The 14,806-nt window shown below is 53.9% G+C and carries 18 protein-coding genes; all 18 read right to left on the bottom strand.

Translation table 11 applies throughout. From position 1 onward, the window contains the following. Position 1 precedes the first annotated feature (1 nt). The 18 genes from X474_RS12275 to X474_RS12190 all read right to left on the bottom strand — a co-directional run bounded on the left by X474_RS12275 (position 2) and on the right by X474_RS12190 (position 14,805). Positions 2–712 carry a flagellar hook-basal body protein gene (locus tag X474_RS12275; protein WP_044349236.1) on the bottom strand — a complete coding sequence of 237 codons (711 nt, stop codon included), beginning with the start codon at positions 710–712 and terminating at the stop codon, positions 2–4. Between the two features lie 561 nt (positions 713–1,273). After that, a complete protein-coding gene (locus tag X474_RS12270) occupies positions 1,274–1,735 on the bottom strand; it encodes a hypothetical protein (protein WP_044349234.1) in 462 nt (153 codons plus the stop codon). Further along, positions 1,735–2,061: a hypothetical protein gene (locus tag X474_RS12265; protein ID WP_044349232.1), complete on the bottom strand. Its 327-nt coding sequence runs from the start codon at positions 2,059–2,061 to the stop codon at positions 1,735–1,737. Before X474_RS12265 ends, X474_RS12270 begins: the two co-directional genes overlap by 1 nt. A gap of 6 nt (positions 2,062–2,067) precedes the next feature. Continuing rightward, a complete protein-coding gene (locus X474_RS12260; protein WP_044349230.1) occupies positions 2,068–2,862 on the bottom strand; it encodes a flagellar basal body-associated FliL family protein in 795 nt (264 codons plus the stop codon). A 136-nt stretch (positions 2,863–2,998) separates the two neighbouring features. Next, positions 2,999–3,379, bottom strand: coding sequence for a chemotaxis response regulator CheY (locus tag X474_RS12255; protein WP_044349229.1), 381 nt, complete (start codon positions 3,377–3,379; stop codon positions 2,999–3,001). A 27-nt stretch (positions 3,380–3,406) separates the two neighbouring features. Beyond that, positions 3,407–4,171, bottom strand: coding sequence for a FliA/WhiG family RNA polymerase sigma factor (locus X474_RS12250; RefSeq protein WP_044349228.1), 765 nt, complete (start codon positions 4,169–4,171; stop codon positions 3,407–3,409). A gap of 69 nt (positions 4,172–4,240) precedes the next feature. Further along, positions 4,241–5,107 (bottom strand): MinD/ParA family protein, encoded by an 867-nt coding sequence (locus tag X474_RS12245; protein ID WP_044349227.1) that lies wholly within the window; start codon positions 5,105–5,107, stop codon positions 4,241–4,243. 9 nt (positions 5,108–5,116) lie between these two features. Beyond that, a complete protein-coding gene (flhF, locus tag X474_RS12240) occupies positions 5,117–6,217 on the bottom strand; it encodes a flagellar biosynthesis GTPase FlhF (protein WP_052515147.1) in 1,101 nt (366 codons plus the stop codon). Positions 6,218–6,272: 55 nt separating this feature from the next. Next, positions 6,273–8,381, bottom strand: a complete 2,109-nt coding sequence (gene flhA / locus X474_RS12235; protein WP_044349225.1) for a flagellar biosynthesis protein FlhA — start codon at positions 8,379–8,381, stop codon at positions 6,273–6,275. 17 nt (positions 8,382–8,398) lie between these two features. Continuing rightward, positions 8,399–9,496, bottom strand: coding sequence for a flagellar biosynthesis protein FlhB (flhB, locus tag X474_RS12230; RefSeq protein WP_044349223.1), 1,098 nt, complete (start codon positions 9,494–9,496; stop codon positions 8,399–8,401). A 3-nt stretch (positions 9,497–9,499) separates the two neighbouring features. Beyond that, positions 9,500–10,276 (bottom strand): flagellar biosynthetic protein FliR, encoded by a 777-nt coding sequence (gene fliR, locus X474_RS12225; RefSeq protein ID WP_052515146.1) that lies wholly within the window; start codon positions 10,274–10,276, stop codon positions 9,500–9,502. Between the two features lie 15 nt (positions 10,277–10,291). After that, on the bottom strand, positions 10,292–10,561 hold the full coding sequence (gene fliQ, locus X474_RS12220) for a flagellar biosynthesis protein FliQ (protein ID WP_044349296.1): 270 nt from the start codon (positions 10,559–10,561) through the stop codon (positions 10,292–10,294). Positions 10,562–10,610: 49 nt separating this feature from the next. Next, positions 10,611–11,369, bottom strand: coding sequence for a flagellar type III secretion system pore protein FliP (gene fliP / locus X474_RS12215; protein ID WP_044349221.1), 759 nt, complete (start codon positions 11,367–11,369; stop codon positions 10,611–10,613). Continuing rightward, positions 11,366–11,818 carry a flagellar biosynthetic protein FliO gene (gene fliO, locus X474_RS12210; protein WP_052515145.1) on the bottom strand — a complete coding sequence of 151 codons (453 nt, stop codon included), beginning with the start codon at positions 11,816–11,818 and terminating at the stop codon, positions 11,366–11,368. The genes fliP and fliO overlap by 4 nt, the downstream gene beginning before the upstream one ends. A gap of 9 nt (positions 11,819–11,827) precedes the next feature. Next, positions 11,828–12,184, bottom strand: a complete 357-nt coding sequence (gene fliN, locus X474_RS12205) for a flagellar motor switch protein FliN (protein ID WP_082464331.1) — start codon at positions 12,182–12,184, stop codon at positions 11,828–11,830. Between the two features lie 131 nt (positions 12,185–12,315). Next, complete coding sequence (gene fliM, locus X474_RS12200) at positions 12,316–13,284, bottom strand: flagellar motor switch protein FliM (RefSeq protein WP_044349220.1); 969 nt, start codon at positions 13,282–13,284, stop codon at positions 12,316–12,318. A 9-nt stretch (positions 13,285–13,293) separates the two neighbouring features. Continuing rightward, positions 13,294–13,860, bottom strand: a complete 567-nt coding sequence (locus X474_RS12195) for a flagellar basal body-associated FliL family protein (RefSeq protein WP_052515144.1) — start codon at positions 13,858–13,860, stop codon at positions 13,294–13,296. A 213-nt stretch (positions 13,861–14,073) separates the two neighbouring features. Then, positions 14,074–14,805: an OmpA/MotB family protein gene (locus X474_RS12190; protein ID WP_052515143.1), complete on the bottom strand. Its 732-nt coding sequence runs from the start codon at positions 14,803–14,805 to the stop codon at positions 14,074–14,076. Position 14,806 lies beyond the last annotated feature (1 nt).

Genomic DNA, 14,806 nt, shown 5'->3' with positions numbered 1-14,806 from the left:
GCTAACCCACTCGGCCAACCTGGTTGGCCGCTTTTGAATCAATTTCACCCATGGTGTGGATGGCTTTTTGGTAAGACTCAAATGCTCTGAATGCATTGATCATTCCCACCATTTCCCTGACCACCACCACATTGGAGGCTTCCAGCGCCCCCTGGGTTATGGTGTAATCCGTGGCCGGAACAGTCTGAAGCTGCTTGCCTTCCTTGGCCAGAAAGGTGTTGGCTCCTTGTTTTTGCAGGATGTTTTTATCCTTGACTGTGACCACGCCGAGGGCGCCGACTCTTTCATTGCCCTGGTTCACTCCGCCTTCGGAGTCGATAAAAATCTTGCCGCCCTCGGGGTTCAGGTTGATGGGGGCCTTGTTTTCGTCCAGAACCGTGCGCCCCATGGCGTCTACCAAGGCGCCCTGGGTAGTCATGTGAAAGGACCCGCTCCTGGTCAGCCTGGTTTCACCATCCGGCATCTTGATCTGAAAATAACCGTCACCGCCAATGGCCACATCCAGGGGATTGTCCGTAACCTTCAAAGATCCCTGGTCGTGAAAGGTCTGAATCTCCCGGGTCATGTAATCATTGAAGATCAATCGATCCGACTTAAAGCCCGGAGTATTTAAGTTAGCCAGGTTGTTGGAGATAATATCCATGTGACGCTGTTGCACCAAAGCGCCGTGCACTGCGTCTCTGTAACCGTTGTAATAGGGATAATCTGCCATGGTTTCTTTTCTCCAAGGGCTTTTTCAACTTACTGCCCATGGAGGAAAGCAACCTTCGTGCCAGGATTAAACCTGTCAGAATAAGCTATTGAAATAACTAAACTTTAGTTAATATAGCTACCAAACAACAGTCAAAAAAAAGGCACATGCCCTCCCCTTTTCAAGGAACAAATTGCCTAGCGTGATAAAGCCTCCGGCCTTTTTTAGCTGAGATTTTTTATTTTAAAGCAGGGTTGATTGAAGGCCATCGCACGGGAAAGACGGATTTTACCATTTTAATTCACAAGGCCTCAAGCGGAACAGGAATGCCCCGCCGGATCGTTAGGTAATTAAGTCTGCAATTTTAGTGTGTTAACAAGACCTCTCTTTACTGGCAAATCAAGATGCACGGTGCACCGATGCAGGGTGCATCGCTCTTAATTAAATGATCTGCACCCCGATCTGGGAAAAGAAAAAAGCGCCGTATTTTTGACGCAATAAAAAAACTAACGGCAATAATTTTTAAGACGGGCAATTGCCGCAAAAGAACGGCTCGGGTTTTCAAACAAATACATGAAGGGATTATTTGCCGGAATTAAGCCCCAGGACAAGCTCCACCTCTCCCCTGGGCCTGCCGGTGGCCTGGGCGATCTGAGATGAGTTCTTGCCTTCCCTGGCCAGCCTGGCCACCTTTTCCCGGAATTCATCCATGGGGTTTGGATTATAAGGCTCTTTGGAGACAATGGAGGGGGCCTGACAGGACTCTATGCGGGCGTCCATCTCCCGGGTCATGTCCTTTAACTTTTCAATACGGCTGTCCAAGGTGATGAGGGTGGTTCGGACAAGCTCCCTTTTCTCCCCCAGAAGCCTGTCGAATTCCTGGGTGAGGCTGCCGGCTTCTTCCAAAAACCGCTCCAGATCGGCACTGGAGGCCATAGCCCCGGAGGAAACACCTCCGCCCCTGGTCAACTTGACCAACAAGACGGCGATCGCCCCCAAAAGGATGAGATCAGCGCCAATCTGCAACCACCACAACCAATGCATCAGATAATCACATCCACCACCCCGCCGCCGGAAGACCGGGAAGGTTTGTCGGCTTTTTTTTCTTCTTTCTTTTTCCGCTTCTTCTTCAGGGCCAGGTATCGCTCTCTACGCCTTTTTTGGGATCTGTCGTCGGCTTTTATACGGTTCTGGGCATCTGAACCACCCGTTTGCTGCACCTGGGTGCGTTCCTTTTCCCGTTCCCTGACGGATTCATTGGCCGCCGCTGCCTGGTGCACTTCGCCTTGCCTTTGCACGCTTTCCTGCACCCGGCTGACATCCCCGGCCTGCTGAATCACGATCGGCAGATTTGGTCCTGGACCGCCCATGTCACCCTATCCGGTTATGACAAACTCCGTAAAAAAAACCCGATAAATAAGATCCTTCTTAAGCTGGTGGTTAATCTCCGTCTTGATCTGGGCTTGCAAGAGCTTTTTGGCCCTGGCCTTTCTCAACTCCACGGAAGGCCTATCCCTCAAAATGCGGTAGACCGCGTCCCTTATGGGGCGGGTTTTCTCGGTCAAATCCTGGCGGGCCGACTGGTCGGTAACCTCCAGACTGACCTTCAACGCCAGGATCCTGCCCCCCCTCTCACTTTTGAGAAGCGGAACCAAAAAAGGCTCCAGCTGAATTCTCAAGGCTGTTTCAGGATTTGGCACCTTCCCCTTGAAAACCCAGGGTTTCAGCTCGGGGGGGGACTCTTCTTTCGTCTCATCCCCGCCCATGCCCATCCAAAAGCCCACGCCACTGCTGGCCAGAGCAATTAACAATATCGAGGCTAACGTAACAATTTTCTTGCGCTTTTTGCGCTTAGCAGCAGCCTCGTCATCTTCAGCCTCAAGTTCGCCGGTGATTTCAGTCTCACCTTCACCGGCTAAATCCACCTCAATCTTGGGGGTGGCCTGTTCCTCATCCGGCGGCGGCCCAATGTCCAAAGGCAGGTCGGCTTTATCCAGTTCAACCTTTTCCCCCGCCTTTCGGGTCAACGATTCGTCATCGTCTGCCAGGTCTAAACTGTTCTCAATATCAGCCAGTACATCTTCATCAAAAGAGGAAACCTGACCACTACTTTGATCGGCTTTCTTTTCCGATGAATCCGCAGCCGGAGCAACTGGAATAGCCTCGGCCACTTGACCTCCTTGGATAGTCGTCTAAAAACCTTTTCAGCCCCGGTGACACCAGGCCGGACCCGAAAAAAGGTCCTCCTGAAAAAACCATCCGAAAAAGCCCTTCCCCCTTTTTTGCCAAGGGATTTTTCACGAAAGGCTAGGAGAAGATTTTTTCGATCTTCTCGTTCAGGGTCTCCGCGGTGAAGGGTTTGACAATATAATTGCTGACCTTGGCCTTGACAGCCTCGAGCACATTCTCTTTTTGAGCTTCAGCCGTGACCATCAAAAATGGCAGGTCCTTGAATTCATCATGACTGCGCACCCATTTCAGCAACTCAAGCCCGCTCATCTTGGGCATGTTCCAGTCACTGACGATAAAATCAATGCGCTCGCTCTCCAATTTGCGCACTGCGGTTTCGCCGTCGTCGGCCTCAACAATATTTTCAAACCCCAGTTGACGCAGGATGTTCTTGACGATCCGGCGCATGGTCGAAAAGTCGTCCACTACCAGAACCTTCATCTTGGTGTCAACAGCCATGAGCGTTCATCTCCTTAAAGGCTTGGTTCAGGATGCCACCACCATCCGCAGCCTGGCCCTCAGGCGCAGTATTGCCTTGGTGTGCATCTGGCTTATCCGTGATTCAGTATACCCCAGTACTTCGCCAATTTCTCGCATGGTGAGTTCATCATAATAATACAACGAAACCACCAATTTTTCCTTCTCGGGCAGGCCCGCGATCGCCTTGGCCACCTGCTGACGCAATTCGGCCAGGCCGAGCATCAGCAAAGGATCTTCACTTTCGTCCTTTCCCAGGGCCTTTAAGACCTGTTCCGAGTCCAGGTGGGCCAAGGGACTGTCCTGATCATCCATGCTAAGCAGGTTCACCCCTTTCACCTCATCCAAAAGGCGGTGAAACTCCTCTAAGCCGATCCCCAACTCCTCGGCCACCTCTTCATCCGAGGCGGGCCTGCCGAGTTGATTCTGCAGGCGGTTGTAGGTGTCTTCCAGTTGAGTGCTTTTTTTGCGCACACTCCTGGGCACCCAATCCATGGACCTCAACTCGTCTAAGATGGCGCCCCTGATGCGGAATTCCGCGTATGTCTTGAACTGGACCTTTTTTCCCGGGTCATATTTGTCAACCGCGTCAATCAGGCCCAGAACGCCGGCGCTCATCAAATCGTCCAAGTAAATATGCGAAGGCAACCTCATGGCGATGCGTCCGGCCACATATTTGATCAAAGGCGTGTGCTCCAGGATAAGCTCCTCGCGTTCCCTGGGAGTCAGCCCCGCCTTGGTGGAGTGGGGGATGTTATCGCCATAACCTGTCATTCGATATAGCTTGGCCCTTTTAATTTGGGTTCCGTTAGTTTGAAATGTATCGTATTTCACGCGTGAATTCTACGCCATATCAACCAGTCTACGCCAGAAGAACTTGATATTGCCTCCGGAATCACCGGTAGGCGCGGTCAAAAGATGCAGGGCCAGCTCCCTTATGGCCTTTGCGGCCGGAGAATGAGGATAGGACAAGACCAAAGGCTTTTGCTGCATGACCGCTTTGGTGACAGATGGATCCGAGGGTATAAAACCAAGATAATCAAGGGAAACGCTCCCCAGAAAATGATCCACTGCCATGGAAAGTTTGCGATAGACCAGTTTGGCCTCCTTTTCATCTCGAACATTGTTTACCACCAGTTTAAAGGACTGTTCCTGGTGTCTGGTAACTAAAACTTTGATCAGGGCATAGGCATCGGTCAAGCTGGTGGGTTCGCCTGTGGCCACCACCAGCCGGTCCTGAACCGCCATATTGAAATACAGCACCATATCGCTTATACCGGCCGCGGTGTCAACCAAAACCAGCTCCGCATCCATTTCATAGGAATCCAGCTCCTGCAGGATCATGAGCTTTTCGTCTTTGGTGAGGTTGCTCAGCTCACTCACCCCGCTGGAGGCCGGTAGAATCTTTATGCCCCCCGGTCCTTTCAAGACCACCTCGGCCACGGATTTGGTGCCGGCTATGACATCCTGCATGGTGTATTGAGGGTTGAGCCCCAGCACCACATCCACGTTGGCCAGGCCCAAATCCGCATCAATTATGAGGATCTTCTTTTTCAAGCGGGCCATTTCCAAGGCCAGGTTGACCACCAGGTTGGTCTTGCCCACACCCCCTTTTCCGCTGGTAACAGCCAAGGTGCGCACCTTGGCCACGGACTTGGTCACCGGACGTTTGCGGGCTGCCATCCGTCTTAAGGTCTGCGCTTGATCCATGGGGTCTCCTTACTCGTCAAAAACTTTGAGATCTTTTCTGGGCGGCAAAAGGCGGCGGGCCAACCCCTCGCGAGTGGCCTCTTCCAGGTCGTCAGGCACCCTTTGCCCGGTGGTGAGATAGCTCACCGGTAATCCGGTGCGCACCACCCGGTTTAAAACCGGCCCGTAGATACTGGTCTCATCCAATTTGGAAAAGATCAAACTTTGGGGGTCAAAACGGGCGAAGCTCTTGAAAATTCTTTCCTGATCCGCCTCGCGGGTGGGGCAGGCCAAAACCAGGTGGGCAAGAACCCCCGGCACGAAAGCTAAAATGGACTTCAGCTCCTCCAAATTGCCCTCATCCTCAGGTGATCGCCCCACAGTATCAACCAGTATTATATCCGAACCTCCCAAACGCTTTACCGCCCGGGCCAATTCCTCGCCGGTGGCCGCCACCAGGGTCTGAACCTCCATTATGCGCCCGTAAACCTTAAGCTGTTCTGCGGCGGCCATGCGAAAGGTGTCCACCGTAATCATGCCCACGCCCAGATTGTGGCGCAGGGCAAAGGTTGCGGCCAGCTTGGCCAAGGTGGTGGTCTTGCCCACCCCGGTGGGTCCCACCAACGCCCAAATTGTGGGGCCCTTGGTTGAGACCTTTGGCGGGCCGTTCACCTCAAAGGCCTTTTTGAGGCGTATGGAAAGCCTAGGCAATATGCCGTGCCCCTGGCTGGAGGCCAATCCATCCAAAAGGCCGCGTACTATATCAGGCAAAATCTCCTGAGTAGCCAAGTGGTCATATATGGGTGCTATCTCGGGACGGGACGAAAAACCGAAAGCGGCCTCGCTCAGCATCAGGTGACGCTCCAGGGTCTGGCCCAGGCCTTCCACCTTTTTGGCGAGTTCACCGAGATCTCCGGTTTCCTGTTGCTTGCCCTTGCCCTTCGGCTTTTTGGCATCCAGGCCGAAATCCACATTCGCAGCCTTAACCGGCGAATCAATGGCAGCCGATATCTCCACTGTGCCGTTCGGCAGATCCGTGGATGATAAAATCACTGCCTCGGGCCCCAGCTCCTGACGCACCATGCGCATGGCGTGAGCCATATCCTGGGCTGTAAAACGTTTAATCCTCATGGGGCCGGGCCTTTTGGATTCTGGGTATCTTCATCAAATAAGTCCCTCATCTCCACTATTTGGAAAGTTTAAGCGAGCCTACGGCATGCACATTCAAATCCGTAACCAATTCGTTATGACTCAACACCAACAGCGTGGGGACAAAGCGCTCCACCAAGCGGCGGAAGTGTCTGCGCACCACAGGAGAACACAGCACCAAAGGCGGCTGATTCAAGGAGGCAAACTGTTCCAGCTCTGCGTTTAAGCTGTTGATTATGGCCTGGACATTGCCGGGATCCATGGAGATGAAAGTACCGTGCTCGGTCTGCTGAATGGAGGCGGTCAAAAGATCCTCCACCGAGGGATCCAGGGTCAACACATAAAGATCCTGGCCGCCCGGACCCACAATGGACTTTAAAATGCTCCTGGCCAGCTTCTGGCGGCAGTATTCGGTGAGCATCTCCGGATCTTTGGTCAAGGGCGCGTAATCGGCCAGGGTCTCGGCCACGGTCAGGAGATCGCGAATACTGACCCTTTCCCTGAGCAGATTCTGCAAAACCTTCTGCGCCTGACCCAGGGTGAGCAGGCTGTTTACCTCCTCCACCACCTTGGGAGAGGTCTTGGCCAGGTTGTCCAAAAGGTTCTGCACCTCCTGCCTGCCCAAAAGCTCATCGGCATGAGCTTTTATCACCTCTGTCAAATGGGTCGCTATCACCGTGGAGAGGTCCACCACCGAATATCCGGAGAACTGGGCCTCTTCCTTACGGGCCGAGGGTATCCAAAGCGCGGGCAGGTTAAATGCGGGCTCCAAAGTGGGAATGCCCTCCACCTGCTTTTTCACATCACCCGGGTCCATGGCCAGGAGGTAATCTATCATCAATTCCCCACCGGCCACTTCATTGCCCTTGATCAAAAATGAATAACCGCCGGGTTTGAGCTGCAAGTTGTCCCTTACATGCAAGGGGGGCACCACCAGGCCCAGTTCCAGGGCAAGCTGCTGGCGGATGGTGCGGATGCGGTCCAGGAGATCGCCGTCCTGCTCCTCATCCACCAGTGGAATAAGACCGTAGCCCACCTCCAACTCCAGGAGATCCAGGGGCAATAGCGCCTCCACCTGCTCCGGTCCCGAAGGCGGCGGGGCCTCGGCCATGGCTGATTCCATCTGGACCTGGCGGTCGGTCTCTTTTTTGCGTTTGTAAACCATAAAGGAAAGGGCGCCCATCACACCGCCCAACAGAATGAAGGCCGCGTGGGGCATGCCCGGCACCAGGCCAAAACAAAAAACCACCCCGCTGGCAATGCCGAGCGCCTTGGGCTGTTTGGCAAACTGGACGGAAAACTCAACCCCCATGGGCACATCGCTGGCCGCGCGGCTGACCATCACACCCGCGCTGGTGGAGATGATCAAGGCGGGTATCTGGGTGACCAGGCCGTCACCGATCGTGAGCACGGTATAGGTCTGGGCCGCATCGAAAAAGCTCATGTCCTGTTGCAGCATTCCCACCAAAAGGCCGCCGGTTATGTTGGTCAGGGTAATTATTATGCCCGCAATGGCGTCGCCGCGCACAAACTTGCTGGCGCCGTCCATGGAGCCGTAGAAATCCGCCTCTCTTGAAATCTCGCTCCTTCTGCTCCTGGCGTCGTCTTCATCTATAAGGCCCGCGTTCAAGTCCGCGTCAATGGCCATCTGCTTACCGGGCATGGCGTCTAAGGTAAAGCGGGCGCTAACCTCGGCGATACGCTCCGAACCCTTGGTGATAACAATAAAGTTGATCAGGACCAGGATCAGAAAGATCACAAATCCCACAAAATAGTTGCCGCCCACCACAAACAGGCCGAAGGCCCGGATCACCTGTCCGGCCGCCTCGGTGCCCTCGCCTCCGTGCAAAAGGATCAACCTGGTGGAGGCCACGTTCAAAGAAAGCCTGAACAAAGTGGTGACCAAAAGCACCGAAGGAAAGATGGAGAAATCCAGGGGCTTTAAGGTGTACAGCGCCGTAAGCAGAATGACTATGGCAAAGGTGATGTTAAAGGAGAGCAATATATCCAGGATAAAGGAAGGCAACGGCAGGATCATCACCACCAGGATGCCTATGACACCCATGGCCAGCCCGACCTCGGCTATATTGCCTGAATCCAAAACCGGCAGGGCCGGGAATTTTCTTTTGGGAGCTGCTTCAGCCATATTTTCCTTTTATCAGCCTAACTGCCTTTACCGGCACGGTTCAGCACTTCGCGGTGCCGGTTCTTCATTCGGTATACGTGGGCCAGGATGGTGGCCACAGTCTCATACAGTTCGCCCGGGATGGATTGGCCAACTTCAACCGCCTTGAAAAGCGCCTGGGCCAGGGGCTTGTCTTCGATAACCGGCACTCCGTTCTCCCGGGCGATTTCCTTGATCTTGAGTGCGATCTTGTTGGCGCCCTTGGCCACCACTTCCGGCGCATCCATTTCATGGGACCTGTAAGCCAGGGCCACGGCCAGGTGGGTGGGGTTTGTAACCACCACATCCGCCTGGGGCACTTCCGCCATCATGCGGTTTCTGGCCTGTTCCCTTTGCAAGGAGCGGATGCGGGACTTAACCTGGGGGTCGCCCTCGGTCTGTTTGTATTCGTCCTTGACCTCCTGCTTGGACATTTTGAGTTCTTTTTCATGCTCGTATTTCTGATAGGCCCAGTCCATAACCGCCAGAACGAACATGGCCAGAACACAACGCCAGAATATGGTGAAGCAGACATCGATGATATAAGAAACTATCTGGATCACTTCTTCCTGCCCCAGATCAGGCAGGTTCTCCCATTCGGCGCGTACTGTGAGATAAGCCACAAATCCCACAATCGTCAGCTTCAGAATATTTTTAATTGCCTCCACAAAGGTGCGAAGGGCAAAAAACTTTTTGAATCCCTTCAAAGGGCTCAGCTTGCTCAGATCCGGTTTAAGCCGTTTTGGCGCCAGCAGAAAGCCCACCTGGGCTATGTTCACCAGGGCCGCGGCCACAAACACGGCCAGCCAAACCGGTACGGCGGTTATCAAAAAATAACCGATATATTTGGTGATCATGGCCGCCGCCTCGGAAGGCGAAAAATTGATCTGGGCCACATTGGCAAAGGTTTCGCGCATCAGGTTGGAAATCTGACTGGAGAGGTAACCGCCGCCAAACCAAATCGCCATGAGCCCGGTGATGAGAACCGCCACGCTGTTAAGCTCCTGGCTCTTGATCACCTGGCCCTGTTCACGCGCCTTTTGCCTGCGTCGCGAAGTTGGTTTTTCGGTTTTATCCTGTGCGCCCTTATCCGCCATTTTCTACATTGCCTTTAAAAGACCTATGAAAACCGGTCCCAACCCCCTGAAAGTGGCTGCCATATGGCTGACAATCAAGGGAATGGTCACGGCCAGGAAAAACAAGCCTACACTGATGGTGAGAGGAAAACCCACAATCAGGATATTCATCTGGGGCACGGTCTTGGCCAGAATGCCCATGGTGACTTGGGTGAACAAAAGCGCCCCTATAACCGGCGCACCCAAACGCACGGCCATGGAAAACATTCCCCCCGAATACTTGAGCATCTGGGCATAGAGATTTTCGCTCAGGGCAAAGCCGCCGGGCTGGATCAGGGTGAAACTGTCGGCCAGGGCCTTTATGATCCAAAGGTGCCCCCCAACGGCAAACATAGTTAAAAGTACCATTAAATAGCATAGTTGCGCCAATACCGAAACCTGTCCGCCTCCCATGGGGTCAATGACGTTGGCCACGGCAAAGCCCATTTGAAACCCCACCAGCTGACCCATTATCTGAACCGCGGTGAGAAAAAGGCGCACCGTGAACCCCAAAATGGCTCCGATCATAAGCTCGCCCACGGCCAAAAGGGCCAACTGCCAAACATTATTCGGAAATAACGCCGGATCCAGTTTAACCACCGGATAAAGCCAGATAGCCAGGGCAAAACTGAGCCCTGCCTTGGCCATGGGCGGCAGGTTCTGGGAGCTGAAAAAGGGCATGGTGGCCATAACGGCGCTTGTCCTTACAAGCACCAGCAAAAAGGCCATCCATTGACCAAAATCAAAACCTTCCAGAATCACGCCCTTTTCACCCCTTTATCTTATATAGTCCGGGAAATTGGTAAAAATCCCCTGGGTAAAACTCATAAGCCGGTTAAGCATCCAGGGCCCAAAGATCAGAAGCCCCAGCATGACCGCCAAAATCTTCGGCACAAAGGTGAGCGTCATCTCCTGGATTTGGGTCACGGATTGAAAAATGCTCACCACAAGTCCCACAATCATGCCGAGCCCCAGCATGGGCATGGCAAGAAGCAGGGTTGTCTCAACCGCCATCTTGGCAAAGCCGATGATAAAATCCGTGGTCATGCAAACACCTCTGCCGGTTCCCCCCCCAAAAGGGGAGCCGATGTAAAGGTCAGGCAAAACTCCTGACCAAGGAACCCACAATCAAGAACCAGCCGTCCACCAATACAAAAAGCATCAATTTAAACGGCAGGGAAACCATTACCGGCGGCAGCATCATCATACCCATGGACAAAAGCACACTGGCCACCACCATATCTATGACCAGGAAGGGAACATATAACAAAAAACCTATTTGGAACGATGTCTTAAGTTCACTGATCACAAAAGCGGGAATCAGGCTGGTCAAGGGTACGTCGTCTGCGTTTTTCGGTTTTTCCTCACCTGCTATCTTCATGAAAAGCCCCAGGTCCTTTTGCCTGGTCTGTTTCAGCATGAAGGAGCGCAAAGGACCGGCGGCTTTTTTTAAAAATTCTTCCTGCCCAAGCTTCCCGTCTATGTAGGGTTGCAGGGCTGTTTCATGTATCTGGTTGAAGACCGGGGCCATGATAAAAAAGGTCAAAAAAAGGCTTAGCCCCACGATGATCTGGGCCGGGGGCATCTGCTGGGTGCCCATGGCGTTTCGCAAAAGGGAAAACACAACCGCCAGCCTGGTGAAACTGGTGGTCATGATCAATATGCCGGGCGCGAGGGTCAATATGGTCAGCAGGACCACTATCTGCAAAGCCGTGGAGACCTGCTCCGGATTGACCGCCTCTTCCACTCCCATGGTTATGGTGGGCAGCCTCAAGACGCCTTCCTGGGCCCAGGCCGGATCCACCCAGAACAGGGCCAAAAGAACGGGTAAAGCTAAAAGGGCCAGGCGTTTCAATTGCCTTCCTCCTTTTTGGCTTTGGCCTTTTTGAAGATCTCCCCAAAAGCCAGGCCTGCACCCTTTTCTTTTAGAAGCATGTTGAACTCTTCGGAATCTTCAAAGGTGGTCAATAGATTGATCCGGTCCGGGCTCACACCCAAAACCAGAACCTTGTCGCCCACCTTGACCAGGGCCAGAAACTTGCGCGGCCCCAAAGGTAAGCGGCTGATTATGCGCATGCCGGCCGCACCACCGGTGAAACCGGAGGGTAAAAAGCGTTTGGCCGCCCAAAAAAGCAAGAGCATGATACCCAACACCAGGGCCAATCCGGCCACCATGTTCAGTAAAGCCAGGCTGAAATCCCCCTGGGCCAGATCGTTTGCGGCATCCTCTTGCCCGGCCAGGGCCGGGCAGGCGCTGGCCAAGATGATAAGGGCAACCGATATGACAGCCAATGCGCGACTCATACCCATCTCCTAGGACAGGGATTTTACGCGTTCAATGGGGCTGACGATATCGGTTAGGCGCACACCGAATTTCTCATTAACCACCACCACCTCGCCCCTGGCGATAAGCTTACGATTGACCAGGATCTCAAGGGGTTCGCCGGCCAGTTTGTTCAGCTCTATCACAGACCCCTGGCCCAACTGTAAAAGATCGTTTATGAGCATGGTGGTGCGCCCCAGTTCAACCGTAACCTCCAAGGGAATATCCAGAATAAAATCAATATTCTGTGCCTGTGCAGGCGCGGGGGCCTCCGGTTCGCCGAACTCTTCCAGCGAAGCCTCGCCTCCCAAATCTCCATTCTGTCCGTCTTCCCATTCATCGGGCATGATCAATCACCTTTTTGTTGGGGCCGAAGGTTTTCCGGCCTTTGACAAACTATTTCAATCCCCGGGTGCTTGCTTTTTGCGGGCGTCTGCGGCCCGCGAGTGGGGACCTCAAACAAAAAAACCGGACGCCCTCAGGTAAAGTCCTCCACCCGGTAGGCCTTGGCGCCCCGGAAGGTTCCCGGTTTGCCTTTGAATTTGGGCACACCCTCCACCATCCCCACCAGGGTGTCGCTCACATCCTTATCCAGCTTCATTACGTCACCCACCTTTAAATCAAGCAGTTCACCGCTGGTGATATGGGTGCGCCCCAGCTCCACCGTAAAATCCACCTTGGCCTCTCTGAGCTGGGTGCGGAAGCGCCTCATCCACTCGTGGTCCACTTCCAGCTGATCGCTCTGGAAACCCGCATAAAGCTTGGAGCGGATAGGTTCTATAGTGGAATAGGGTATGCAGATGGTTATGGTGCCCGCGGCATGCTCCATCTCCATCTCGAACTTGATCACAATGACCACATCCGAAGGCGGCACAATGGAGGCGAACTGGGGGTTGATCTCGGTGCGCTGATAGACCATGGTCACCTCATGCACCGGTTTCCAGGCCTGTTCCAGGTCCTTTAGCCCCATGCTCACCACCTTGCGGGTGAGCTGTTGCTCAATAGCGGTAAAATCCCGGCCCTCTATCTTAACCTCTCCGGTGCCCGCGCCGCCGAAAAAGGTCTCCACCAGGTTGAAGACCAGCTTTGATTCCAGCACAAATATGGCGTGGCCGCGCAAGGGGTCCATTTTAAAAATATGCAGACTGGTGGGCACAGGCAAAGAGCGCATGAACTCGCCGAACTTCACCATATCCACACTGGTGGTGGTCATATCCACGATCTTGCGCACCGCGCTGCTCAATGTGGTTCTGAAAAGCCTGGCGAATCGATCATTTATAATCTCCAGGGTAGGCATGCGACCCCGGATGATCCGGTCCTGGTTGGTGAGGTCATAAACTATGACCCCGTCCGCCCCGGGACCGGTGTCGGTCTCCACCTCGATCTCGCCGCCGCTCATCCCCTTGAGCAGAGCATCGACCTCGTCCTGGCTGAGAATCTTGCTCATGATGCACCCCTACTGAACCACAAACTCGGTAAAATACACGGCGTGAACCGAACCCTTGCCCGCCAAGGCCCGGTTAAACGCCTGCAAAACCTCGTTACGCAGGCGCAGTTTCCCGGATACGTTTGAGATTTCCCCGTAACTCTTACTGGTCAGCAAAAGCAGCACGGAATCCCTGATTATAGGCATGCGGGCCACTATCTCTTTTCTGATTTTTTCCTCCTTGGCGTCAACCGCCAGGGAAAGGCGCAGATAGCGTTTGCCGCCATGGTCGGCCAGATTAACCACAAAAGGTTCCAGATTGATAACCGTACCTTGGGCTTCTTTGGCCTTTTCCCCGTCTTTGGCTTTGGCTCCTTTTTCGCCCGGTGCTCCTTCTTCGGCAGGCTGGGCGTCCTCCGCCTTGGCCTTGTCCTCTGCCGGGGGCTCGGGCTCGGCCATAAAATACTGCCAGCCAAAAAATCCGCCCGCACCGAGAATCAGCAAAAGAACCACAAGAATGATGATCTTCAAAAGCGGAGACTTTTTTTTCTTTTTCTCCCCGCCGTCAACTTCCATTTCCATTTCTTCTTCAGCCATTTTTCCCTCCTGGGCCCCGAGGAGCCAACCAGGTCTCAGCAGGAAAACCTCTTTGGGGGATATGCCGCCAAAGCCCTGCTGCCTTCACCCTCAAAATCGCCCGGGATTTCTGTAAGCACCTTAAAAAACCGGCCCGCGGGCCTGCTTTTTTCCCGAGCCTTTATCAACATTTCCCCAACTCCAAAGGGGAAGAGCTTATCTTCTGGTCAGGCATCATGATTCCCCGGTCAAGAGCACAATCTCGGTGCGCCGGTTCATGGCCCTCTGCTCCCTGCTCCGGTTGGGTTTGAGCGGCCTGGTTTCACCCAGGGCCCCCACCCGCATGAGATCAGGGGGCAGACCTTGTTCCTGTACCAGATAGTCAAGCACAGCCAGGGCCCTGGCCAGGGAAAGTTGCCAATTATCCCTGAAACCGGTGGCCGGATTGGGAGGGGCGTCGTCTGTATGCCCTTCCACCACCATGGGGACGTCGACCTGCCTTAAAACCACCGCCACTTCCTTAAGAGCCCTGCGCGCCTTATCCGAGAGGGCCGCGCTGGCCGGGCCAAACAAAAGGTCATTGGCCAAGGTGATCACCTCGCCCCTTTGATCCCTTCTGAAAGACACCTTGCCCTGGAGCTTTTGAGCCAAAGCCGCCTTGGCGGCGGGAGGCAACCCCATCTCCATGGAAAGTTTCACACTTTCCTTGAGCAGATCATCGACCGAAGGCTTATGTATGGCCCCCGGAGTCGAGGCGTCCTTTGGCTTCGCCCCATCTATATCCATTATGGCAGGCGAACCGCCCGCTGCGAAGAAACCAAAAGCCTCTTGCATCTTGGGGACCTCCGGCTCCTTCATAGTCAAAAGCATCACAAAGAAAGTAAGCAAAAGGGTGACCAGATCGCTGAACGTGAACATCCAGCCCAGAGGGTCCATTTTAACTCCCTGGTCTCCCTTTCTGCCCATG

Origin of the sequence: Dethiosulfatarculus sandiegensis, assembly GCF_000931935.2 — a bacterium.
Lineage (GTDB): Bacteria > Desulfobacterota > Desulfarculia > Desulfarculales > Desulfarculaceae > Dethiosulfatarculus > Dethiosulfatarculus sandiegensis.
Note: the sequence above shows the minus strand (reverse complement) of the source record. Positions and strands in the feature narration are given on the sequence as shown.

Bases quoted from the DNA above. Each gene is read 5' to 3' on its own strand.
- X474_RS12275 (WP_044349236.1), bottom strand. From the start codon at position 712: ATGGCAGATTATCCCTATTACAACGGTTACAGAGACGCAGTGCACGGC.
- X474_RS12270 (WP_044349234.1), bottom strand. From the start codon at position 1,735: ATGCATTGGTTGTGGTGGTTGCAGATTGGCGCTGATCTCATCCTTTTG.
- X474_RS12265 (WP_044349232.1), bottom strand. From the start codon at position 2,061: ATGGGCGGTCCAGGACCAAATCTGCCGATCGTGATTCAGCAGGCCGGG.
- X474_RS12255 (WP_044349229.1), bottom strand. From the start codon at position 3,379: ATGGCTGTTGACACCAAGATGAAGGTTCTGGTAGTGGACGACTTTTCG.
- X474_RS12250 (WP_044349228.1), bottom strand. From the start codon at position 4,171: ATGACAGGTTATGGCGATAACATCCCCCACTCCACCAAGGCGGGGCTG.
- X474_RS12245 (WP_044349227.1), bottom strand. From the start codon at position 5,107: ATGGATCAAGCGCAGACCTTAAGACGGATGGCAGCCCGCAAACGTCCG.
- flhF (WP_052515147.1), bottom strand. From the start codon at position 6,217: ATGAGGATTAAACGTTTTACAGCCCAGGATATGGCTCACGCCATGCGC.
- flhA (WP_044349225.1), bottom strand. From the start codon at position 8,381: ATGGCTGAAGCAGCTCCCAAAAGAAAATTCCCGGCCCTGCCGGTTTTG.
- flhB (WP_044349223.1), bottom strand. From the start codon at position 9,496: ATGGCGGATAAGGGCGCACAGGATAAAACCGAAAAACCAACTTCGCGA.
- fliQ (WP_044349296.1), bottom strand. From the start codon at position 10,561: ATGACCACGGATTTTATCATCGGCTTTGCCAAGATGGCGGTTGAGACA.
- fliO (WP_052515145.1), bottom strand. From the start codon at position 11,818: ATGAGTCGCGCATTGGCTGTCATATCGGTTGCCCTTATCATCTTGGCC.
- fliN (WP_082464331.1), bottom strand. From the start codon at position 12,184: ATGCCCGATGAATGGGAAGACGGACAGAATGGAGATTTGGGAGGCGAG.
- fliM (WP_044349220.1), bottom strand. From the start codon at position 13,284: ATGAGCAAGATTCTCAGCCAGGACGAGGTCGATGCTCTGCTCAAGGGG.
- X474_RS12195 (WP_052515144.1), bottom strand. From the start codon at position 13,860: ATGGCTGAAGAAGAAATGGAAATGGAAGTTGACGGCGGGGAGAAAAAG.
- X474_RS12190 (WP_052515143.1), bottom strand. From the start codon at position 14,805: ATGGGCAGAAAGGGAGACCAGGGAGTTAAAATGGACCCTCTGGGCTGG.